Origin of the sequence: Shewanella algidipiscicola, from assembly GCF_003605125.1 — a bacterium.
Taxonomy (GTDB): domain Bacteria; phylum Pseudomonadota; class Gammaproteobacteria; order Enterobacterales; family Shewanellaceae; genus Shewanella; species Shewanella algidipiscicola.
In genome coordinates this window covers 57034-78870 of record NZ_QPQT01000006.1, presented here as the reverse complement: position 1 = coordinate 78870, position 21837 = coordinate 57034, and the positions used below count along the sequence as shown (strand labels likewise).

The following is a 21837-nucleotide window of genomic DNA, read 5'->3' as shown; positions in this document are numbered from 1 at the left end:
TTCTAGTGGCTTCGATCGTCACCCACACACAATATATGGTGTTATATAAAATATAGGATACAAGATAGTGAGGTTGGCGACATTTTGCAAGTGAGATTTTAGGGGACAAGTTGTGGATATCTTGGGGGTAAAAATTAGGGTTAGTAATGGCTAACCTTTAAGCCTTGTTTTCAATTATGCTTGCTCGTTTGAAGTCACTTTTGAGCGATCAAATTTAAACGAATAGAACGCTAGTTATATCATCGATCGTGGCGATCGTTTATTCATCACTGGACTTAAGGTTGCGATCCTAGCACTGTTAATATTGCTCAATCCGTTTCAAAGTAACAGCTTACTAGCAATGATAAAGTGACACTGCAGAACAACATTTCATTGAAACGCCGTTAAACTCATGGCTGATTTTGTTAAATCAGCGCCAACAAACCGCTTTCCAATAAACTGTTTATATTGCGATTAATGCGATTTGCTAGCTATAACGGTTAGTTTACGCGTAGTGGCTTACAGAAGCCTGAGTCATAAAATCGATAATGGCTTGCGGTTTATCAAAGCGCACTTGGTGCGGCCAATGAGTAGGATTATCATCTGCTGCAATATAACCCCACATGGCAATAGCGCCAACCATGTGGCTATTTTGCGCCGCTTCAAGATCGCGCCGTGCATCACCTATATAGATGATGTTATGTGCATGGCAGCCCAGCTGTTGTGCTGCTAACAGCATAGGCGCTGCGGCAGGTTTACCTTGGGTGGTAGTGTCGCCGCTGATAATGCTGCTCATATAATCGATAAGGGGCTGTTGCCCTAAGCGCAGTGTGGCTAATAAAGGGCGGGCAAATCGTGCTGCCTTATTCGTGACAACACCGAAGGCAATGCCATTATCCATTAAATAGTGCAGTACCTCTGTTATGCCATCAAACAATCTAGCATGGTCGCCATTAATGCGCTGATAGTGCGTGAGCAGCGCTTGTTGTAGTTCGGCTTTGCGCTTAGCATTTAAGGTAGGCTGCGCCGCAGTGATTAGGGCTAAACTGCCATTGGATGCGGCGTCACGTACATCTTCAAGCGCAACACTGGGGTAATCGAAATCGTGCAGAGCCAGATTCAGCGCCGCCACAAGATCGGGCGCGGTATCAACCAGGGTGCCGTCTAAATCAAACAGCACCCCGAGGATCGTGCTATTAGGCATCGTCATTTTTGATAGTCGCTATCATGTAATTGACATCGAGACTCTTGGTATAACGAAACATGCCGCTCATCGGGTTGTAAGTGATCCCTGTGGCGTCGCTGCAGATAAGCTCGGCATGATCAGCCATCGCGATAAGCTCGGCGGGTTTGATGTACTTATTATGATCATGGGTGCCTACGGGTAACATCTTCAGCAGATATTCAGCGCCCAGTACCGTTTCTATATAGGCACGAATATTACGGTTAATAGTTGAGAAAAACACATAGCCACCAGGTTTAACCATGTCGCTGCAAGCTTGAATGACAGAGGCAGGGTCGGGGACATGTTCAAGCATCTCCATGCAGGTGACCACATCATAAGTACCAAGGTGGTTATCGCGGTGGGCTTCAGCGGTATCTTGAATATAATTGAGCTCAACACCGGTCTCAAGCGCATGTAGACGAGCGACGTCTAATGGCTCTGTTCCCATGTCTAACCCATCCACTTTAGCACCAATGCGGGCCATACTCTCAGACAGGATCCCACCGCCGCAGCCGACATCTAATACCCGTTTACCAAACAGGCCACCGACCGTTTGGTCGATAAAGTTCAGTCGTAGCGGGTTGAGTTTGTGAATAGGCTTAAACTCGCCTTCTGGATCCCACCAGGTTTCTGCCATCTTTTCAAATTTAGCGATTTCCTGTGGATCAACATTGCTATGGTTAGACACTCTTGGACCTCTCATCGAGATTTTATTGTGGTTGCTATTATACCGATAGCAATCAATAAACAAAGGATAATCAATCAGGTTACGCAAGCCTGGTGGTGACTTTGCTGTCAAAGCATACAGGGTTTGATTTGAGTCAATGTTTATCGGTTTAATCATATATTTGCTGGGAAATATCAATAGGGTCTAGCGACAATATTTATCTGTGTTAGAATGCCAAATCACGTTTTCAGGCTTGATACAACACTGTTTTATTTTCATACAGTGGGTTGTCGGCTAAATTTCAAGGGATCGAGCAGTTTATGACTGATCTGGCTTCATCTATAACACCAATTAATATTGAAGACGAATTAAAGAATTCATATTTAGATTACGCCATGAGCGTTATCGTTGGCCGAGCTCTACCTGACGTAAGAGACGGACTCAAACCCGTTCACCGTCGCGTGCTGTTTGCGATGAACGAACTCAAGAACGATTGGAACAAACCCTATAAAAAATCGGCACGTGTTGTCGGTGATGTTATCGGTAAGTATCACCCACATGGTGATACCGCGGTTTACGATACTATCGTTCGTCTAGCACAGCCTTTCTCCATGAGATATCCACTCGTCGACGGCCAAGGTAACTTTGGTTCTGTCGATGGTGACTCCGCGGCGGCGATGCGTTATACCGAAATCCGCATGGAAAAATTAGCCCATTCACTGTTGGCTGATTTAGAGAAAGAAACGGTCGATTTCGTGCCCAACTACGATGGCACCGAATTTATTCCTGCAGTATTACCTACGCGTGTACCAAATCTGTTAATTAATGGTTCATCGGGTATTGCTGTTGGTATGGCGACCAATATTCCACCACACAACCTAAATGAAGTTGTACAAGGCTGTTTAGCCTTGATTGAGGAGCCTGGTCTCTCAATCGAGCAGCTGATGGAATATATCCCGGGTCCTGACTTCCCAACTGCTGCATCCATTAATGGTCGTAAAGGCATTATCGATGCCTATAAGACTGGTCGTGGCCGTGCCGTTATGCGCGCCAAGGCGGAAGTCGAGACTGAAGACAATGGCCGTGAACGCATTATCGTTCATGAGATCCCTTATCAAGTGAACAAGGCTCGCCTAATCGAAAAGATCGCCGAGCTGGTTAAAGATAAGAAGATTGAAGGCATTAGCGGCCTGCGCGATGAGTCAGATAAAGACGGTATGCGTATCGTTATCGAGATTAAGCGCGGCGAAGTGGGTGAGGTTGTCCTTAATAACCTTTATGCCCAAACACAAATGCAGTGCTCTTTCGGTATTAACATGGTGGCATTGACCAATGGTCAGCCTAAGTTATTCAACCTAAAAGAGATGCTCGAGTGTTTCATCCTTCATCGTCGTGAAGTGGTGACTCGCCGTACCGTGTTTGAACTGCGTAAAGCTCGTGAACGTGCTCATATCTTGGAAGCACTTGCCATTGCTCTAGCTAACATCGATCCGATCATTGCCGTTATCAAAGCCTCTCCAACGCCAGCCGAAGCGAAAGTAAAACTTGTTGCGCAAGGTTGGGAGCTTGGCAATGTGCAAGGCATGCTTGAGAAAGCGGGTGATGATGCCGCGAGACCAGAATGGCTTGAACCAGAGTTTGGTATTCGTGATGGCAAGTATTTCTTAACCGAGCAGCAAGCTCAAGCGATTCTCGAACTTCGCCTACATAGATTAACTGGGCTTGAGCACGAGAAGATCCTATCTGAATATGAAGAGCTATTGGTTCTTATTGCCGGATTACTATTAATCCTTCGTAGTCCTGAACGTTTGATGGAAGTGATCAAAGAAGAGCTTGAAGAGATTTTAGAGCAGTACGGTGATGCACGACGCACCGTTATTAATGCCAACGAAATTGACATGAGCCTTGAAGATCTGATCAACGAAGAAGATGTGGTCGTGACCCTGTCTCATCTTGGTTATGCTAAATACCAACCTCTGTCTGACTACCAAGCTCAGCGTCGTGGTGGTAAAGGTAAAGCAGCGACTAAGGTTAAAGATGAAGATTTCGTCGAAAAACTATTGGTCGCCAACACCCACGATACCATCTTGTGCTTCTCTGACTTTGGTAAGATGTACTGGCTGAAAGTGTATCAACTACCGTTAGCCAGCCGCACCGCCCGTGGTCGACCCATTGTGAACTTGTTGCCACTGTCTGATGGTGAACATATCACGGCAATCTTACCTGTACGTGAATACGCTGAAGATAAGTTTATTATCATGGCGACCTCGCACGGCACAGTGAAGAAAACCGCATTAACCGCCTACAGTAACCCACGTGCTAACGGTATCATTGCCGTTAACCTGAAAGATGGCGATCAGCTTATTGGTGTCGATATTACCGATGGTAATGACGATATCATGTTGTTCTCTAACGAAGGTAAAGTGGTTCGATTCAATGAAAAAGCCCGTAACTCTGAGACGGGTGAAGTGAAAATCGATCCTGAAACTGGCGAAGAGATTATAGCCCTGCGAGCCATGGGCCGTACGGCAACCGGTGTACGCGGTATTAAGCTAGAAGAAGGCCACAGTGTGGTTTCACTTATCGTGCCAAAAGGTGATGGCGATATCCTCACCGTGACCGAAAATGGTTATGGTAAACGTACAGCCTTGTCTGAGTACCCGGCTAAGAGCCGTGGCACTAAAGGGGTGGTTTCTATCAAGGTCAGCGAACGAAACGGTGCCGTTGTCGGTGCAGTTCAAGTTGGCGAAAATGATGAAATCATGCTGATCAGCAACAAGGGTACCTTGGTGCGTACTCCAGCAACTGGCGTATCGAGCATTGGTCGTAACACTCAAGGTGTGACTATCATTCGCACCGCAGAAGATGAGAAAGTGGTCGGTCTGCAGCGTATCGATGAGATCCAAGATGAGGTCGAACTCGATGAAGAGGGTAATCCTATCTTAGTCGACGCTCATGAAGCGCCTATTGAGGCTGCATCGGGTGATACACCCGATACAGAGCCCGCTGAGTAACAGCTAGGTAAATTAACGGGCGTCCTTTGGGACGCTCGTTTTGTTTGTGCAAGTCAAACCCTGAGTACGTGGAACCTTGAAACTACAATATAGTACTTGAAACGTAGTCCCCGGAACGTATTACCCATAATTAAACATAACCATTTGTACCCAAGCAATGACACATCAAAGGTCAAAGGAGAAGAGAAGTGAGCGCGACATATAATTTCTGTGCAGGCCCTGCAATGTTGCCCGCCGCCGTAATGCAACAGGCACAAGCGGAGTTATTAGATTGGAACGGCCAGGGTGTGTCGGTAATGGAAGTCAGTCATCGCAGTAAAGAGTTTATTGCGCTGACAGAGCAAGCCGAGGCGGATCTGCGTGAGCTAATGTCAATACCCGACAACTACCATGTTTTGTTTATGCATGGCGGTGGTCGTGGCCAGTTTGCTGCTGTTGTGAATAATTTTTTAGGCAATGATGGTAGGGCACTCTATTTAGTCGATGGTAGTTGGTCTATAGCCGCGGCAGAAGAAGCCATTAAACTGGTAGGCGAGCAAAATGTTGACGTGCTTAATATTGTCGAAAAAGATAATAATATCAGTAGAGTTGTCGTTCCAAATCTTAGCGGTATTGAGCAAGATTATCGTTACCTACACTACTGCCCTAACGAGACAGTTGATGGTATCGAAATTTTTGATGAATTAGATTCACCATGGCCAATTGTCGCTGACATGTCATCGAACATTATGTCGCGCGATATCGATGTAAGCCGTTTTGGGTTAATTTACGCAGGGGCACAGAAAAACATAGGTCCTTCAGGGCTGAGTATTGTTATCGTAAAAGATGAGCTATTAGCACTGCCGCAACTGCCGCAAGCTTCAATCATGGATTACCGCTTAGCCGTTAAGCATGACTCTATGTACAACACGCCGCCGACTTTTGCCTGGTACTTGGCTGCCGAAGTGTTTAAATGGCTTAAGGGTAAAGGGGGGATTGCCGAGATGGCGAAACTCAATACGCAAAAAGCGCAAGCCCTATATCAGTTTATCGATAGCAATGACTTTTATGAAACCCGCGTGGCTAAAGCCAATCGCTCGCAAATGAATGTGACCTTTTATTTAAAAGATGAATCGCTCAACGAGCAATTTATCACTCAGGCAAAGGAAGCGGGTTTAGTCGCGTTAAAAGGCCATCGCAGTGTCGGTGGCATGCGAGCCAGTATCTATAACGCCATGCCCATTGAAGGGGTCGAAGCGTTAGTCAGATTTATGCGGGACTTTGCTGAGAAGATTAGTCGCAGCTAGTATAAGTGATTTATATTAAATGAGTTCCTAGGATAAAGATCCTAGGAACTTTTTTGTTTTATAGCACTTTGGCAATTGATTCGGCTAAGTAGTCGACATTGCCTTCAGCAATTCCCGCAATACTGATACGGCTAGAATCCACCATATAAATACTATGATCGCGTTGCAATTGCGCGACTTGCTCAGGTGTGATGCCTAAGAAAGAAAACATCCCTTTTTGCTGGGCAATAAAACTAAAATCACGGCTAACGCCTTTTTCTAGCAGTGTATTAACCAGCATGGCGCGGTTACCATTGATCCGATCCCGCATCACTTTCAGTTCATCGAGCCACTGTTGTTTTAGTTCTGTGTTGCCTAAGATAGTCTCTACTATCGCGGCGCCATGGGCCGGGGGCATGGAGTAAAGACAACGCACCACATATAACAATACCGATAATGTCACCTCGGCAGCCTGACTCGATGCTGCCACAATTGAGCAGGCACCAATACGCTCACGATAGAGACCAAAGTTTTTTGAACAAGAGCTACATAAAATCATGTCGTCGACGTGAGTTGCCATCTGCCGAACTCCGTAGGCATCTTCGTCGACACCATCGCCAAAGCCTTGGTAAGCCATATCGATGAGCGGGGTGAATCCTTGTTGCACTGTGAGGTCAACGACCTTGTTCCACTGCGCATTGGTCAAATCCATACCGCTTGGGTTGTGACAGCAGGCATGCAGTAACACTACATCGTCTTTGCCAATTTGTGCCAACGCCTGGAGCATCTCATCGAACTTAAGGGTTTTGTTGGCGTGATCATAATAGGGGTAGGTTTTGACCCTTAACCCCGCGGCTTCAAATAACCCAATATGGTTAGCCCATGTCGGGTCGCTAACCCACACGGTGGCATTGGGATTAAGGCGTTTAATAAAATCAGCGGCGACACGCAGCGAGCCAGTGCCTCCAGGAGTCGACACGGTACGAATGCGGCTCTCTTGCAAGGCCTTATGATCTTTGCCGAAAGCTAATTCACCGATGAGTTGATTAAACTCAGGTGAGCCAGTTGGGCCGATATACACCTTAGTTTGCTCTGTGTCGATACGCAGTTGTTCGGCGCGCTTGACGCAAGCAAGAATAGGGGTATTACCCGCCTCATCTTTATAAACGCCAACGCCTAAATCGACTTTGTGCGAATGAGGATCTTGTCGGTATTGAGTCATCAACCCTAGAATAGGATCTGCTGGCATCGGGCTCAGATTTTCAAACATATTCGACAACCTTTTTATTGTTGTTTTGGGCCGTAAATGGCCAATGCGGTAAAGTGATTAAGAATAAACTAAACCCTAATCTAAGTGACAGTCAACATGATGAATTGATTTACTAGTGTAATTGGCAATATTTCGTGCCAAGGTCATTTACCTTGCAACAATTTAGCAATTGTCCCAGCTTATAACGCCTCTTTTTAACCGCTTAGTAATAAAACGACGCAATAATGGGTAAAAATAGTAAAAAAGGGTTGAATACTGCGCGCCGATCAGTAATTTTATAACCACGAGGTTCAAAGTCTTTTGAACAGATCGCCATTTTGTCGTGATGGTAATAACGTTAATGATAACCCGCAGGCCGATAAATAGGCCTTGCAATGATAAAAGAGTGATTAATGAAGCAACTACGACTCGAGCCCATAAGTAAAATACAAGGTACGATAAACATCCCTGGCTCTAAGAGCATTTCTAATCGTGCATTATTATTAGCCACCTTAGCCAAAGGAACGACCACACTGACCAATCTACTCGATTCTGATGATATTGGTCATATGTTGGCTTCACTTGAACAACTAGGTGTTAACTATCGACTCTCAGATAACAAAACCGTCTGTGAACTCGAAGGGCTTGGTGGTGCGCTCCATGCATCGCAACCTCAGTGCTTATTCTTAGGTAATGCGGGTACCGCAATGCGACCATTATGTGCGGCGCTTACCTTAGGGACTGGTCAATTTACCTTAACGGGTGAGCCGCGCATGGAAGAGCGTCCTATCGGTGACTTAGTCGACGCACTTCGGGTACTTGGCGCAGATATTGAGTACCTTAAGAACGATGGTTTCCCTCCTCTGACAATTAATGCAACCGGCTTAAATGGCGGTGATGTTACCATTGCTGGCGACCTTTCTAGCCAGTTTTTAACGGCTTTATTAATGGTGGTGCCATTGGCAAAAGAGGCTGTTAATATTCAAATTAAGGGTGAACTCGTCTCTAAGCCCTATATCGATATCACCATCGCTTTGATGGCTCAGTTTGGAGTTAAGGTGATAAACCATAATTACCAGTGCTTTGAGATTGTTGCAGGGCAGCAATACGTATCGCCAGGAACAGTCTTAGTCGAAGGTGATGCTTCATCTGCGTCCTATTTTTTGGCCGCAGGAGCGATTAAAGGCGGCGAAGTTAAGGTCACAGGTGTTGGGCGTAACAGCATTCAAGGTGATATTCAGTTTGCAGATGTACTGGCGAAAATGGGGGCAAAGATAGAGTGGGGCGATGATTTTATTATAGCCCGCGCCGCGCCATTAACTGGCGTCGACTTGGACATGAACCACATTCCCGATGCGGCGATGACGATAGCGACGACGGCCTTATTTGCCAAAGGGCCAACCACAATTCGTAATATCTATAATTGGCGCATAAAAGAAACCGACCGTTTAGCCGCTATGGCAACCGAATTGCGCAAAGTGGGCGCCGAGGTCGACGAGGGCCATGACTATATTACCGTGACGCCTCCAGCTCAGCCTCACACTGCGCAGATAGATACGTACAATGACCATCGTATGGCGATGTGTTTTTCTATGTTGGCCTTTGCCGATTGTGGTATCACCATTAATGATCCTGACTGCACCTCGAAAACCTTCCCTAATTACTTTGAAAAGTTTGCTGCATTAGCAGTTTAAACTGTGCACGCCTTAGGAAGCCGATAGTTTATGGCTTCCTTTTTCTGAACCTAAGCTGATCCTCCTTTGATTAATGTTAACTTTTTACCGGTTTGTTGTGGGTTTTGGTTTATAATGCGCGCGCTCTTTTTCGTGAACGGCATTCAAGATCGTTAGGGAAGATGGATTTAATTTGGAGAAACATATGTCACAACGGGCTCCTATCGTCACTATTGACGGCCCAAGCGGTGCGGGTAAAGGCACTATTAGTCAATTACTTGCTTCTCGACTAGGTTGGAAGCTGCTTGATAGCGGTGCTATTTATCGTGTGTTAGCCTTGGCGGCTATTCATCATAATGTCGAACTAGACAATGAAGCATCTTTAGCGCTACTGGCCGCCCATCTCGATGTTCAATTTATAACATCTAATCACAACGGTATTAAAGTGGTGCTCGAAGGAGAGGATGTTTCCCACGACATCCGTAGTCAAGAATGTTCCAGCGCGGCCTCAAAAGTGGCGGCATTTCCAAGTGTTAGAGAAGCCTTATTGCGCCGTCAACGCGCCTTTGTTGAAGCCCCTGGTTTAATTGCCGATGGTCGCGATATGGGCACAGTGGTATTCCCCTCAACACCGGCTAAACTTTTTTTAACTGCCTCGGCGCAGGAAAGGGCGCAGCGGCGCTATAATCAGTTGCAGGACAAAGGCTTCGATGTTAATATCGACCGGCTTTTAGCTGAGGTCGTTGAACGCGATGAGCGCGATATGAATCGCCCTGTTGCGCCTTTGATACCGGCTGAAGATGCTCTTGTTATCGACACGACAACAATGGGCATTGATGAAGTGGTAGAGCTTGCTCTGGCGCACATCAAACAAAAATTACCCGACGTGGGTCTGTAAAGACGCGCGTTATACTATTTGTCACATGGATGCGACAAATGATTAATCTGACTCCACGTCTAGGATGGGCTGTGGTTTATTACTTAAAGTAAATTAAACATGACTGAATCTTTTGCTGATCTATTTGAACAATCCCTTGAAACACTTGAGTTCCGTCCAGGTTCTATCGTTCGTGGTACTGTAGTATCAATCCAGAACGGTATGGTACTTGTTGACGCTGGTCTGAAGTCTGAAAGCCCAATCCCAGCTGAACAGTTCAAAAACGCACAAGGCGTTCTTGAAATCGCAGTTGGCGACGAAGTTGACGTAGCCCTAGACTCTGTTGAAGATGGTTTCGGTGAAACTCAACTTTCTCGTGAGAAAGCTAAGCGTCACGAAGCTTGGATCGTTCTAGAAAAAGCGTACGAAGATGCTGAAACTGTAATCGGTATCATCAATGGTAAGGTTAAAGGCGGTTTCACTGTTGAATTAAACGGTATCCGTGCATTCCTACCAGGTTCTCTAGTTGACGTTCGCCCAGTTCGCGACACTGCTCACCTAGAAAACAAAGAACTAGAATTCAAAGTTATCAAGCTAGACCAGAAGCGCAACAACGTTGTTGTTTCACGTCGTGCTGTTATCGAGTCTGAAAGCAGTGCAGAGCGTGATGCTCTTCTTGAGAACCTACAAGAAGGTCAAGCGGTTAAAGGTATCGTTAAGAACCTTACTGACTACGGTGCATTCGTAGACTTAGGTGGTGTTGACGGTCTACTACATATCACTGATATGGCGTGGAAACGTGTTAAGCACCCATCTGAAATCGTCAACGTTGGTGACGAAATCAACGTTAAAGTACTTAAGTACGATCGTGAGCGCACTCGTGTTTCACTAGGTCTTAAGCAACTTGGCGAAGATCCATGGTTAGAAATCAGCAAGCGCTACCCAGAAAACACTAAGTTAACTGGTCGCGTAACTAACTTAACTGACTACGGTTGTTTCGTTGAAATCGAAGAAGGTGTTGAAGGTCTAGTACACGTTTCTGAAATGGATTGGACTAACAAGAACATCCACCCATCTAAGGTTGTTAACCTAGGTGATGAAGTTGAAGTTCTAGTACTAGACATCGATGAAGAGCGTCGTCGTATTTCTCTAGGTCTTAAGCAATGTAAAGTTAACCCATGGGATGATTTTGCAGAGCGCTTCCAAAAAGGTGACAAAGTTACTGGTAAGATCAAGTCAATCACTGACTTCGGTATCTTCATCGGTCTTGACGGCGGCATCGACGGTCTGGTTCACCTATCTGATATTTCTTGGAACGGTACTGGCGAAGAAGCCGTATCTGATTACAAGAAAGGCGACGAAATCAACGCAGTTGTACTGTCAGTTGATCCAGAACGCGAGCGTATCAGCCTAGGCGTTAAGCAAACTGAAGACGATCCGTTCAATGCTTATCTTGCAGATAAGAAGAAAGGTGCTATCGTAAACGGTACTGTAGTTGCTGTTGACGCGAAAGGCGTTACCATTGAGCTAGCTGACACTGTAGAAGGTTATCTACGTGTTGCTGATATCTCTCGTGAGCGTATCGAAGACGCGTCTACTGTATACTCAGTAGGTGATGCTGTTGAAGCTAAGTTCATGGGTGTTGATCGCAAGAACCGTACTATCAGCCTATCTATCAAAGCGAAAGATGAAGCTGATGAGAAAGAAGCGATGGCTAACCTGAACAAGCAAGATGACGTTGCTATGAGCAGTGCTATGGCTGAAGCGTTCAAAGCAGCTCGTAAGTAAATCGCCTGAAGTTCGGGGATGTTTCATCCCCGTTAGGTGACTGTGTTTGGCTTGATTAAAGAGGGTACAGGATGACTAAATCCGAACTAATCGAAAAACTTGCCACTAGGCAGTCGCAGCTGTCGGCAAAAGAAGTAGAAAGTGCAATCAAAGAGATGTTGGAGCAAATGGCAACAACATTAGAAAGCGGTGATCGTATCGAGATCCGTGGCTTTGGTAGCTTCTCGCTTCATTATCGTGCTCCACGTACAGGCCGTAATCCAAAAACTGGAACTTCAGTCGAATTGGAAGGCAAATATGTGCCGCACTTTAAGCCAGGTAAAGAACTGCGTGAGCGCGTTGATTCGATCAACTCGTAAATGACATCGTTTTAAAAGCCTCCTCTAGGAGGCTTTTTTATGCCTAAATCATAGGTATAGCTGGCTAGTTAGCTTAAATTCTTAGATAATCATCTCATCATCACGCGTTTATGGAGTGTAACGTGAAGTCATTTATTGCCACCATCTTTGTAGCCTTGCTTTTCGTGCTTGCTTTATTATTTGGTGCTCGAAATGAACAGTTGGTAACCATCAGTTACTTTGTTGCCCAAGGCGAATATCGTCTCCCTGTGGTGCTAGGTGTGGTTTTTTTAGTTGGCTTTCTCGTCAGTTGGATTTTTGCCGTGTACCATATCGCTAAAATGAAGTTGGTATTACGCCAAGCGAATAAAAAAATAGCCCAACTGGAAGCCAAACTCCCCACATCAAACCTTGATGTGGTCACGGTTGAAGACCAAGTCAAATCCAAAGAACTGAACGCTTAGTATGTTAGAGATCCTGTTTCTGTTATTGCCTATTGCCGCCGGTTACGGATGGTATATGGGACGTCGTAGTATACGACACAAACAGAATAGTAAGCGTAAACAGCTCAGCCGAGATTATTTTACTGGTCTTAATTTTCTTCTTTCGAATGAATCAGATAAAGCGGTTGATCTCTTCATCTCCATGCTCGATGTTGACGACGACACCATAGACACCCATCTATCTTTGGGGTCATTATTTCGTAAACGTGGCGAAGTTGATCGCTCTATTCGCATTCATCAAAATCTTATCGCTAGGCCAAGTCTTACCACTGAACAGCGTGACATTGCCATGATGGAACTGGGTAAAGATTACCTCGCCGCGGGTTTTTACGACCGCGCGGAAGAGATATTTTTAGCCTTAGTGCGACAAGATGATCACAGCGAAGAAGCTGAAGATCAGTTGGTGGCCATTTATCAGGTGACCAAAGATTGGCAAAAAGCCATCGATATTATTAAAACACTCAAGCGCAAACGCCAGCAAACACTAAAACATCTAACGGCACATTTGTACTGTGAATTGGCCGATGAACATCCAGATAGCGAGCTCAAATTAAAAATGTTGAGTCAGGCATTAAAGCAAGACGGTGCCTGTGGGCGCGCCTTGTTAAACATGGCAAAAATCTATCTCGATCAGCAAGAGTTTAATCGCTGTAAAGAGATGCTCAATCGGCTAAAAGAAGTGGATATTGAGCTGTTTCCTGAAGCGCTGCCCATTGCGAAAGAGGCCTATCAGGCCAAGCAAGATCAACCCGCTTATCGAGAACTGCTGCGCGAAGCATTGGAGCTGGGAGCAGGGGCGAGTGTGGCTATTACGCTGGCACAGCAGATGATAGCTCAAGGCGAAATCCAAGACGCCGAAAAGCTGGTACTCGATGGTCTATATCGGCACCCAACCATGAAAAGCTTCCAGCATCTGATGAAGATGCAGCTGCAACATGCTGAAGATGGCCAAGCAAAGAAAAGCCTCAATATGCTAGCCGAATTGGTCGAGCAACAGATAAAATTCCGTCCTAGTTACCGCTGTGTTGAGTGTGGTTTCCCGTCCCACACGCTCTACTGGCATTGTCCTTCGTGTAAACATTGGGGCACTATCAAGCGGATCCGTGGACTCGACGGTGAATAATACGTACTACATGCAAAGCAACAGGAGAAAAAGATGAGCAGTAAACCCATTATAGTGGCGCTAGATTATGATAATAAAACCGAAGCTTTGCAGCTAATTGATAAATTAGATCCCAAAATGTGCCGCCTAAAAGTGGGTAAAGAGATGTTTACCCTGTTTGGGCCCGATTTAGTTAAAGAGATCCACCGTCGTGATTTCGAGCTTTTTCTCGATTTAAAATTTCATGATATTCCCAATACGGTGGCCAAAGCGGTTGCCGCAGCGGCCGAGCTTGGCGTATGGATGACCAATGTACACGCCAGCGGTGGCTTAGCCATGATGCAAGCGGCTCAGCAAGCGTTGTTGCCTTATGGTGACAAAGCCCCATTGTTAATTGCAGTGACCGTATTGACTTCGATGAGTGATGAAGAACTTAAATTATTAGGGGTCGATGTATCCGCTGCAGAGCATGTTAAACGGCTTGCCGCATTAACCCAACAAGCGGGTTTGCACGGCATTGTTTGTTCGGCGCAAGAGGCCAGCATGTTAAAGGCTGAATTTGGCCCTGAGTTTAAATTAGTGACGCCAGGTATCCGTCCAGCCGGTGTTGATAAAGGTGATCAACACCGCGTCATGACACCGCCACAAGCCATTGCTGCAGGCTCAGACTACCTAGTCATAGGGCGTCCAATTACCAAAGCGGCCGATCCATTAGCAGCGCTCAGTGCTATACACGCTTCATTAGCTTAGCGCTAGCAGATACTTGACAGGCTATGGGCAGCGCGCCTAACTTAAACGGCAACAGATGATTGAAGGGATTGGCATACCATGCAAAATAATCAAGTAATGTTCGATTACTCAGGTAAACATGTTGTCGTTGTCGGTGGTACCAGTGGCATTAATTTAGGCATTGCCAAGGCATTTGCTCATGCCGGTGCTAACGTGGCAGTGGCGAGCCGTAGCCAAGATAAAGTCGATGCGGCAGTTAACCAACTGCAAAGCATTAACCCAAATGCAAACATGCTCGGGGTCAGTTTCGATGTGCGCGATCTTGAGCGGGTTAAGGCAGGCTTTGCCGTTATTGCCACTCAATATCAGCATATCGATATTTTAGTCAGTGGCGCTGCGGGAAATTTCCCCGCCTTGGCTGCTCAATTGAGCGAAAACGGCTTTAAATCTGTGATGGACATTGATTTACTGGGCAGTTTTCAGGTGTTAAAACAGGCTTATCCGTTGCTGAAAAGACCGGGTAGCTGCATCATTCAGATCTCAGCGCCACAGGCTTATATTGCCATGCCAATGCAGGCACACGTTAGCGCCGCTAAAGCCGGCGTCGATATGCTAACTAAAAGCTTGGCATTAGAGTGGGGGAATGAAGGGATCCGCGTTAATTCGATAGTACCAGGCCCCATTGCCGACACAGAAGGCTTTAATCGTTTAGCGCCGAGTGAGGCATTACAGCAACGGGTGGCTCAAAGCGTGCCACTACAACGCAATGGTCAATGCCAAGACATTGCCAATGCCGCGTTATTTTTGGCATCACCCATGGCGAGCTATATTACAGGCACTATCTTACCTGTCGATGGTGGCTGGTCCTTAGGCGGCGCAAGTTTGGCGATGACCGAGCTGAGCAAGTTAGCCCAGATGAGCCCTAGTGCTTAATGGCTTTATTGAATAAATAGACTCATTTTATAACCCATAATGAGATAGCAACAATGCTTGCTATCAAGGATAGTGAGAAACCCATGGCGAACCCATTTCAAGAACAACTGTTAAAAGCGGGTTTAGTAAGCAAACAAAAAGTGCGTGATACTAAAACCCAAAAACGTCGCGATCGTAAAGCCAAGGTAGACGATGGCTCAGAGGCGCTAAAGCAAGAAATCGCCGCCAAGAAGCTGGCTCAAATAGCCAAAGACAAAGCGCTCAATGAGCAACGCTTTGCCCAGGCGACAGAAAAAGGCCAAGTAAGAGGGCTTATCACCGAGTTTAAGCGTCTCGCCGTTGATGTCCCTAAAGGAGCTGAAGTTAAATTTAACTACACTCTAGGCACTAAAATTTATTCTGTTTACATTACCGACAAGCTACAAAGCCAGCTACTTAATGGCCAACTTGGGATCGTTCGTTATGAAGAGACCAGTTATTTGGTGCCGCATAAATTAGCTGAACGAGTCCACTTATTGGTACCCGAATGGTGCGGTTACTTGTGGCAACAAGATGCGCAAGCAGAGACAGTCGCTGAAGACGATCCTTACGCCGATTATGTGATCCCTGACGATTTAATGTGGTGATCGCTGTAAATTTTTATCAAATAGCCTCGCAATTTTTGCGGGGCTTTTTTATGGAAGCAGCCCACGGTTCCTTAACAAAAGGCTTTATTCTGTTAACGAGTTAGTATAGATTAAAACAACTGTTTTAATTTGATGTTTGAGAGTAAAAGATGAATCCATATTACGCGCCGTTGGCCGACATGAAATTCCTGCTAGAAGGTGTATTTGATGCACCGCAAACCTGGGCTAAGCTTCCTCAACTTGCCGAGTCGGTAGACATGGATACCGCGGTGGCTATTATGGATGAAGCCGATAAAATCGCGCGTGATTTGATCCATCCTATAAACCGCAGTGGCGATGAGCAAGGCGTGCGTCATCAAGGTGATAAGGTGATCACACCCGACGGTTACAAAGCGGTGTATGACCAGTATGCACAGGGCGGTTGGGTCGGACTCTGCGGTGAGCCTGATTTCGGTGGTATGGGAATGCCTAAAATGCTCGGGGTTCTTGTCGATGAAATGGCTTACAGTGCCTGTAACGCTTTTACGCTGTACGGCTCATTAACGGCGGGTGCGGCTTTATGCATTAACGCTCATGGTAGTGATGCACTTAAAGCTGCCTATTTACCTCAGCTTTATAGCGGTGAATGGGCGGGAGCGATGGACATGACAGAGCCGCAAGCGGGCTCGGATCTGCGTAACATTCGCACCAAAGCAGTGCCACAAGATGATGGCAGCTATCTTATTAGCGGCAGTAAAATATTCATTACTGGTGGCGATCACGATCTCACCGACAACGTTATCCATCTGGTTTTGGCCAAGTTGCCTGACTCAAACGGTATTTCGCTATTTTTAGTGCCTAAGATTAAGGTGAATGATGACGGTGAGCTGGGTGAGACCAACGGTGTTAGCGTCGGATCGATTGAACACAAAATGGGGCTCAAGGGCTCTGCGACCTGTGTGATGAACTTTGATAATGCTCAAGGGTATCTCATCGGTAAGCCTAATCGCGGGTTAGTCTGCATGTTTACCATGATGAATTACGAGCGATTAGCCATAGGTATTCAAGGGCTGGGTACATCTCAAGCGGCTTATCAGATGGCTGCAGAGTATGCTAAAGAGCGCACTCAAGGCGTTGCCGCTGGCGGCTCACCAACTGGGGCGATAAGCGATCCTATTTTGGTCCACGGTGATGTTAGGCGCATGCTGCTGAATATCCGTTGTTATACCGAAGCGGGCCGTGCAATGTCAGTCTATACCGGTCAACAATTGGATTTAGCCAAATATGGTGAAGGTGAAGTTAAAGCCAAAGCCGCTCGTTATGTTGGCTTGATGACTCCTGTTGCTAAGGCGTTTTTGTCCGATAGAGGTTTAGATGCCGCGGTGATGGCTCAGCAAGTGTTTGGTGGTCACGGTTATATTCGTGAAACCGGCATCGAGCAGCTAGTGCGTGACACTCGTATCGCCCAAATCTATGAGGGTACTAATGGTATCCAAGCTATCGATTTCTTAGGCCGTAAAACCACAGGCGATAATGTCACTGCATTGACTGAATTTGTCACCGAACATCAAGCAACCTTGACCGCGATGAAGCACATTGGTGACGAGCATAAAAATGCGGTGGCTTCACGATTTGAAGCCCTATTAACGGTGGCGCACCAGATCAACGATAACAAATTGACTCAACCAGCATTGATCAATGCCTCGGCGGTCGATTTTCTCGATGCCTTCGGTCATCTAATGTATGGCTATTATTGGTTATTGATGGCCGATAAAGCCGCAGACCATCAAAATAAACAATTTAGCCAAACCAAACAGCAATTAGCTGATTTTTACATGGCTAAACTGTTGCCTAAGGTCGATTACCATTTAGCTCAAGTCAGTAGTGGCGATGCGACTGTCATGGCAATGGATGAATCGTTATTCTAAATGCTGGCGAATAGCCCTAAATAAGCGACATAAATAACGCGTCTAAGGCCAACTTAGGCGCGTTTTTGTTACTAACGCTTACTGAGAGGATTCTTTCAATATCGCCGTTAACCATTGTGCACTGAACGGGATAGGTTGCGGCTGCTTTTGCTGCGGGCCGATGCCATTTTCAAGGATCACAAATAGCAGATTATCTTCTGCATTTAAGCCTAAATAGCCCGCTAAGTTGTCGACCCCTTGCATTGAACCTGTTTTGGCCCGCACCTTATCTTGCAAGGGTGCTTGGTGGTAACCCGATTTGTATCGTAAAGAGCCGCTACGCCCAGCCAGCGGTAAGTGCATCATTAAGGCCCGAAAGCGCTCATCTTGATAAATAAGCATTAATACCTGCGTCAGTTGCCTTGCGCTTAACAAGTTATACCGTGATAGCCCTGAGCCATCGATAATTTGCCCGTGGTCAAGGTCAATACCTTCATCGGTTAATACCTGTTTCATTGCTTTAGCGCCAGAGAGAAATGTGCCTGGTTGTTGATACACATTCGCGCCTAGCGCTTTGAATAGGCTATCGGCGATTAAGTTATCAGAGGTCAGTAACATGGTACTCAGCAATTCGGGCAAGGCCGCAGAGTGATGCTGCGCTAGCAACTTGGCCTGTTTGTTGATTTGGTTGCTAAGCAGCACGTTACCGCTCAGTCGCACATTACTTTCAGCAAAAAGTTGAGTCACTACTTGCTGGGCGTAAAGAGCAGGTTCATTAATGGCGATGGCCAGCTTCAATGCTTGATTACCCGCAAAGCAACCGCTTAAGTGAAAGTGATTGTTGGGTAAGCGTTGTAATGCTAAATCGCACAATGCCCGTTGATTATTTTTATCAAACTCGGCACTGGTCGTTAAGGTGACCGGAAGATCCTTTGGAAAGTTCAACTGACTCTGATTGCTGCCAAGTTGCGGCGTGAGTTCACCGAAAATGCAATTTCTATCAATGACAAATTGCGACACAGGCGCGGCGTAACAGATGCCTAAATCGTCCCACACCCAACCAGGAGCGCGAAGCCGCTCTTCAGCCTGACCCACCAAATAGACGTTGCCCTTAATGGTATGCACGCCATGCTCGAAGAGCTGTTGTATTAAATGGCGGAGATCACGGCGGGTGAGGCGGGGATCGCCACTAAAGCGTATATAGAGATCGCCATTAAGCTCTCCTTGTTGGTTCACTGATTGGCCATAAAGAGCGGTGGTAAAGCGAAAGGCATTGCCCAGTTCAGCCGTCGCCGCAACGGCGGTCAGCAACTTTTGGGTGCTGGCCGGCTGCATTAAGGTATCAATATTGTGCTGATATAACGCTTGGCCTGAATGTAAGTCGACCACGCCGATGGCTAATTGGGAGTGACGTGGGGCTAACTGACGAGTCATGCTTTCAAACGTTGCTGGCTGCAATTGCTGCAATGTCACGGCGTTTGCTTGCGACTTAGATTGTGATTTAGCCTGTACTTGTAATGGTGTCAGTAATTGGGGGGATGATACCCGTGTGGCTGTTGTCGCTGCGCTAGCGTACTCAGTGCTGTAGCCCGTTTGTGAGGCGCTGGTAAGCGCACCTACTAGAGTTAGGATGAACCATAATGGGCGGCGAGAGGGGAAATATGGGGTGGAGAACAGTTTAAAAGGCATGGCAATGAATGATAACGTTGAGGCTAAAGGCCCATTATGGACAGCTCCACGGAAGCAAGCAACCTTCTCTCTTTGGTGAGCATGTTATTGTAAGCCTAGCGTTTAACTCGCACGCTTTATTCATCTTTATCTTCTGGCGCATCTTTTTCCATTAAGCGATATAGGCGTAAGGTGACAAAGAGCACCAGTGCAATAAATAGCGGTAATATCAGTAAACCTAACTGGGTTTTAAAATGAAAAATCCCCCAGGCCGCCAGTAACGTCAAGGCTAGGGTGATGAGTAATTTAGTGTTCATAATGATCTCATTTCAACGCAAACATTTTATGATAACGTTTACATGCTGAAAAAGCCGTGACGGTTGCATAAATTTGAGAGTAATGGTTAATAATTGGACGCTGCTGGTATGTTTGGTTAAATTAACGCCACTATTTCACTCGTCAACTCCCAATCCTGTAGAAAAACCTTGCCCCACGTAGCGTAAGTCGGTAATTTCTATCCCCTTGAGAGAAGGATAGGCTCAACATGGGCCATATTGCGTCGATGAGGCTTTACGCAATACCACTAGAATGGTTTGCTGATGAGACATCGCTTATGCATTTAGGCCAAAATACCCGATAGTATTGGGCCGAAGATGTGGTTTAAACATGCGAATAAATGGCGCTAATTAATCGAGTCACCCAAAGGTGCGCAAGCGATTATGTCATTAAAGTGCTCATGTGAGACCAAGATCCTGACATACATCACGGGGCATAAAGACACATTATCACGTAGGTTTACCTTGGTTAGTTGTCATGCCTTAAGGCATGTATTTGGGAATACCCCGTTGTTATTGCCGTGATGGTCACTATTTTTCGAAGGAGGATACCTTGCTGGATCAGCTAGGTGGTATTGCGTTACAACCCGATTCAATTCGTTGGTTGTTAACCCCCTCGGCGCTTAAAGCCGAACTATTAACACAGATTTCTCAGGCTAAAATTGCCATTACGATCGCCGCATTGTATCTCGAAGATGACGAAGCGGGTCGTGAAATTCTCACGGCGCTTATGGATGCTAAAGCCAACAACCCCCAATTAGATGTCACCGTCTTGGTGGATTTTCATCGTGCGCGCCGCGGACTCATTGGTCACAAAGGCGATAGTGGCAATTATTTAATGTACCGCAAGGTGATGGAGCAGGCACAACATCCGATCACGATTTTAGGGGTGCCGGTTAAGTCTCGTGAATTTATGGGGGTATTACACCTCAAGGGCTTCATTATCGATGATACCGTTATCTATAGTGGCGCCAGTTTAAATAATATCTATCTACATCAAGGCGACAAATACCGTTTCGATCGTTATCACGTGATTGATTCGCCGGAGCTCGCTCGCTCAATGCGCCAAATGGTGCAGGATTATATTGTCAGCGATAAAGCGGTGACGTCACTGACTCAGCCACAAGAGAGCGAACAGTTACCCGATAAGGCCGATGTACGCACACTTAAATCACGTTTAAGCGCGGCAAAATATGAGTTTGCCGCCACCAAACGCGGTAATCGAGTGACGCCATTAGTGGGACTTGGGCGTAAGCGTAATAAACTTAATCGACTGATTATCGATCTGGTTGCTGAATCTAAACGCTCACTGTTTATTTGTACTCCCTATTTTAATCCACCATATATTTTGTCTCGCGCCTTATCTAAGCACCTTAAGCAAGGAAAACGCATCGATATTGTAGTGGGTGATAAAACCGCTAATGACTTTTTTATTCCGCCAGAAGAGCAGTTTTCCACCATTGGCGCACTACCTTACCTGTATGAACAGGCACTGCGTAAATTTGCTAAGCGCCAGCAGTGGGCTATCGACTCAGGTCAACTGAACATTCATTTATGGAAACATGGACGTAATAGCTATCACCTTAAGGGAATAAGCTCGGATGAACAGTATCATCTGATCACAGGTTCTAATCTTAATCCGCGTGCTTGGGCGCTGGACTTAGAAAATGGCTTGCTTATCCATGATAAAGAAGGCTGCTGGCAATCACATTTTGCAGAGGAACAGGCGCATATACTTGAGCATACTCAACGTTTGTATCACTACAGTCAGATTGAAACCTTAAAAGATTACCCAGCGCCGGTGCGTAAAATTATGAACCGTATCCGTCGCATTAAGGCTGATTTTTTACTGCGTCGCATACTCTAGTCATGATAAATCCATCAAAAAGGCGAGCAGATGCTCGCTTTTTTATTGTCCTCTATAATAGAGAAACGATTGGCGTATCATAAATACAACGACAGATGTGACGTCACCATTGC

At 46.1% G+C, this 21837-nt stretch carries 18 protein-coding genes; 13 read left to right on the top strand and 5 right to left on the bottom strand.

From position 1 onward, the window contains the following. Positions 1–484: 484 nt before the first annotated feature. Together DVO77_RS07845 and ubiG are read right to left on the bottom strand one after the other, a co-directional pair. Entirely contained in the window at positions 485–1183 is a 699-nt protein-coding gene (locus tag DVO77_RS07845; RefSeq protein ID WP_119978039.1) for an HAD family hydrolase, read from the bottom strand. After that, a complete protein-coding gene (gene ubiG, locus DVO77_RS07840) occupies positions 1176–1907 on the bottom strand; it encodes a bifunctional 2-polyprenyl-6-hydroxyphenol methylase/3-demethylubiquinol 3-O-methyltransferase UbiG (RefSeq protein ID WP_373317403.1) in 732 nt (243 codons plus the stop codon). Before ubiG ends, DVO77_RS07845 begins: the two co-directional genes overlap by 8 nt. Positions 1908–2191: 284 nt before the next feature. Between ubiG and gyrA the strand changes: the two genes are divergently transcribed. Continuing rightward, entirely contained in the window at positions 2192–4885 is a 2694-nt protein-coding gene (gyrA, locus tag DVO77_RS07835) for a DNA gyrase subunit A (RefSeq protein ID WP_119977945.1), read from the top strand. Between the two features lie 188 nt (positions 4886–5073). Next, positions 5074–6171 carry a 3-phosphoserine/phosphohydroxythreonine transaminase gene (serC, locus tag DVO77_RS07830; RefSeq protein ID WP_119977944.1) on the top strand — a complete coding sequence of 366 codons (1098 nt, stop codon included), beginning with the start codon at positions 5074–5076 and terminating at the stop codon, positions 6169–6171. 58 nt (positions 6172–6229) lie between these two features. Here the strand turns inward: serC and DVO77_RS07825 are convergent, their stop codons facing one another. After that, positions 6230–7420 (bottom strand): amino acid aminotransferase, encoded by a 1191-nt coding sequence (locus DVO77_RS07825; RefSeq protein WP_119977943.1) that lies wholly within the window; start codon positions 7418–7420, stop codon positions 6230–6232. Positions 7421–7812: 392 nt separating this feature from the next. On the opposite strand from DVO77_RS07825, the gene aroA reads away from it, so the two are divergent. The 10 genes from aroA to DVO77_RS07775 all read left to right on the top strand — a co-directional run bounded on the left by aroA (position 7813) and on the right by DVO77_RS07775 (position 17875). Further along, positions 7813–9093 (top strand): 3-phosphoshikimate 1-carboxyvinyltransferase, encoded by a 1281-nt coding sequence (gene aroA / locus DVO77_RS07820; RefSeq protein ID WP_119977942.1) that lies wholly within the window; start codon positions 7813–7815, stop codon positions 9091–9093. A gap of 184 nt (positions 9094–9277) precedes the next feature. Beyond that, positions 9278–9970: a (d)CMP kinase gene (gene cmk, locus DVO77_RS07815; protein ID WP_110457653.1), complete on the top strand. Its 693-nt coding sequence runs from the start codon at positions 9278–9280 to the stop codon at positions 9968–9970. Positions 9971–10069: 99 nt separating this feature from the next. Continuing rightward, entirely contained in the window at positions 10070–11737 is a 1668-nt protein-coding gene (gene rpsA / locus DVO77_RS07810; protein WP_110457652.1) for a 30S ribosomal protein S1, read from the top strand. A gap of 71 nt (positions 11738–11808) precedes the next feature. Continuing rightward, positions 11809–12096, top strand: a complete 288-nt coding sequence (gene ihfB, locus DVO77_RS07805) for an integration host factor subunit beta (protein ID WP_110457651.1) — start codon at positions 11809–11811, stop codon at positions 12094–12096. 122 nt (positions 12097–12218) lie between these two features. After that, entirely contained in the window at positions 12219–12539 is a 321-nt protein-coding gene (locus DVO77_RS07800) for a lipopolysaccharide assembly protein LapA domain-containing protein (protein ID WP_119977941.1), read from the top strand. A gap of 1 nt (position 12540) precedes the next feature. After that, positions 12541–13701: a lipopolysaccharide assembly protein LapB gene (gene lapB, locus DVO77_RS07795; protein WP_119977940.1), complete on the top strand. Its 1161-nt coding sequence runs from the start codon at positions 12541–12543 to the stop codon at positions 13699–13701. Between the two features lie 33 nt (positions 13702–13734). Then, a complete protein-coding gene (pyrF, locus tag DVO77_RS07790) occupies positions 13735–14430 on the top strand; it encodes an orotidine-5'-phosphate decarboxylase (protein ID WP_110457648.1) in 696 nt (231 codons plus the stop codon). A gap of 96 nt (positions 14431–14526) precedes the next feature. Beyond that, a complete protein-coding gene (locus tag DVO77_RS07785; RefSeq protein ID WP_110457854.1) occupies positions 14527–15342 on the top strand; it encodes an SDR family oxidoreductase in 816 nt (271 codons plus the stop codon). Positions 15343–15425: 83 nt separating this feature from the next. After that, positions 15426–15968, top strand: coding sequence for a DUF2058 domain-containing protein (locus DVO77_RS07780; RefSeq protein WP_119978037.1), 543 nt, complete (start codon positions 15426–15428; stop codon positions 15966–15968). A gap of 149 nt (positions 15969–16117) precedes the next feature. Beyond that, complete coding sequence (locus tag DVO77_RS07775; RefSeq protein WP_119977939.1) at positions 16118–17875, top strand: acyl-CoA dehydrogenase C-terminal domain-containing protein; 1758 nt, start codon at positions 16118–16120, stop codon at positions 17873–17875. A gap of 78 nt (positions 17876–17953) precedes the next feature. Here DVO77_RS07775 and dacB read toward each other — a convergent pair whose 3' ends face one another. Continuing rightward, entirely contained in the window at positions 17954–19543 is a 1590-nt protein-coding gene (dacB, locus tag DVO77_RS07770; protein ID WP_119977938.1) for a D-alanyl-D-alanine carboxypeptidase/D-alanyl-D-alanine endopeptidase, read from the bottom strand. A gap of 116 nt (positions 19544–19659) precedes the next feature. Then, entirely contained in the window at positions 19660–19839 is a 180-nt protein-coding gene (locus DVO77_RS07765) for a hypothetical protein (protein ID WP_110457645.1), read from the bottom strand. Between the two features lie 571 nt (positions 19840–20410). On the opposite strand from DVO77_RS07765, the gene pssA reads away from it, so the two are divergent. Further along, the gene (gene pssA, locus DVO77_RS07760) at positions 20411–21724 is read left to right on the top strand and encodes a CDP-diacylglycerol--serine O-phosphatidyltransferase (protein ID WP_119977937.1); all 1314 of its coding nucleotides are present in this window, start codon (positions 20411–20413) and stop codon (positions 21722–21724) included. Positions 21725–21837: the final 113 nt, after the last annotated feature.

Excerpts from the sequence above, each read along its gene's own strand:
- ihfB (WP_110457651.1), top strand. The coding sequence starts at position 11,809 with ATGACTAAATCCGAACTAATCGAAAAACTTGCCACTAGGCAGTCGCAG.
- DVO77_RS07780 (WP_119978037.1), top strand. The coding sequence starts at position 15,426 with ATGGCGAACCCATTTCAAGAACAACTGTTAAAAGCGGGTTTAGTAAGC.
- ubiG (WP_373317403.1), bottom strand. The coding sequence starts at position 1,907 with ATGAGAGGTCCAAGAGTGTCTAACCATAGCAATGTTGATCCACAGGAA.
- lapB (WP_119977940.1), top strand. The coding sequence starts at position 12,541 with ATGTTAGAGATCCTGTTTCTGTTATTGCCTATTGCCGCCGGTTACGGA.
- dacB (WP_119977938.1), bottom strand. The coding sequence starts at position 19,543 with ATGCCTTTTAAACTGTTCTCCACCCCATATTTCCCCTCTCGCCGCCCA.
- DVO77_RS07845 (WP_119978039.1), bottom strand. The coding sequence starts at position 1,183 with ATGCCTAATAGCACGATCCTCGGGGTGCTGTTTGATTTAGACGGCACC.
- rpsA (WP_110457652.1), top strand. The coding sequence starts at position 10,070 with ATGACTGAATCTTTTGCTGATCTATTTGAACAATCCCTTGAAACACTT.
- aroA (WP_119977942.1), top strand. The coding sequence starts at position 7,813 with ATGAAGCAACTACGACTCGAGCCCATAAGTAAAATACAAGGTACGATA.
- pyrF (WP_110457648.1), top strand. The coding sequence starts at position 13,735 with ATGAGCAGTAAACCCATTATAGTGGCGCTAGATTATGATAATAAAACC.
- DVO77_RS07785 (WP_110457854.1), top strand. The coding sequence starts at position 14,527 with ATGTTCGATTACTCAGGTAAACATGTTGTCGTTGTCGGTGGTACCAGT.
- gyrA (WP_119977945.1), top strand. The coding sequence starts at position 2,192 with ATGACTGATCTGGCTTCATCTATAACACCAATTAATATTGAAGACGAA.
- DVO77_RS07775 (WP_119977939.1), top strand. The coding sequence starts at position 16,118 with ATGAATCCATATTACGCGCCGTTGGCCGACATGAAATTCCTGCTAGAA.
- cmk (WP_110457653.1), top strand. The coding sequence starts at position 9,278 with ATGTCACAACGGGCTCCTATCGTCACTATTGACGGCCCAAGCGGTGCG.
- DVO77_RS07765 (WP_110457645.1), bottom strand. The coding sequence starts at position 19,839 with ATGAACACTAAATTACTCATCACCCTAGCCTTGACGTTACTGGCGGCC.
- DVO77_RS07825 (WP_119977943.1), bottom strand. The coding sequence starts at position 7,420 with ATGTTTGAAAATCTGAGCCCGATGCCAGCAGATCCTATTCTAGGGTTG.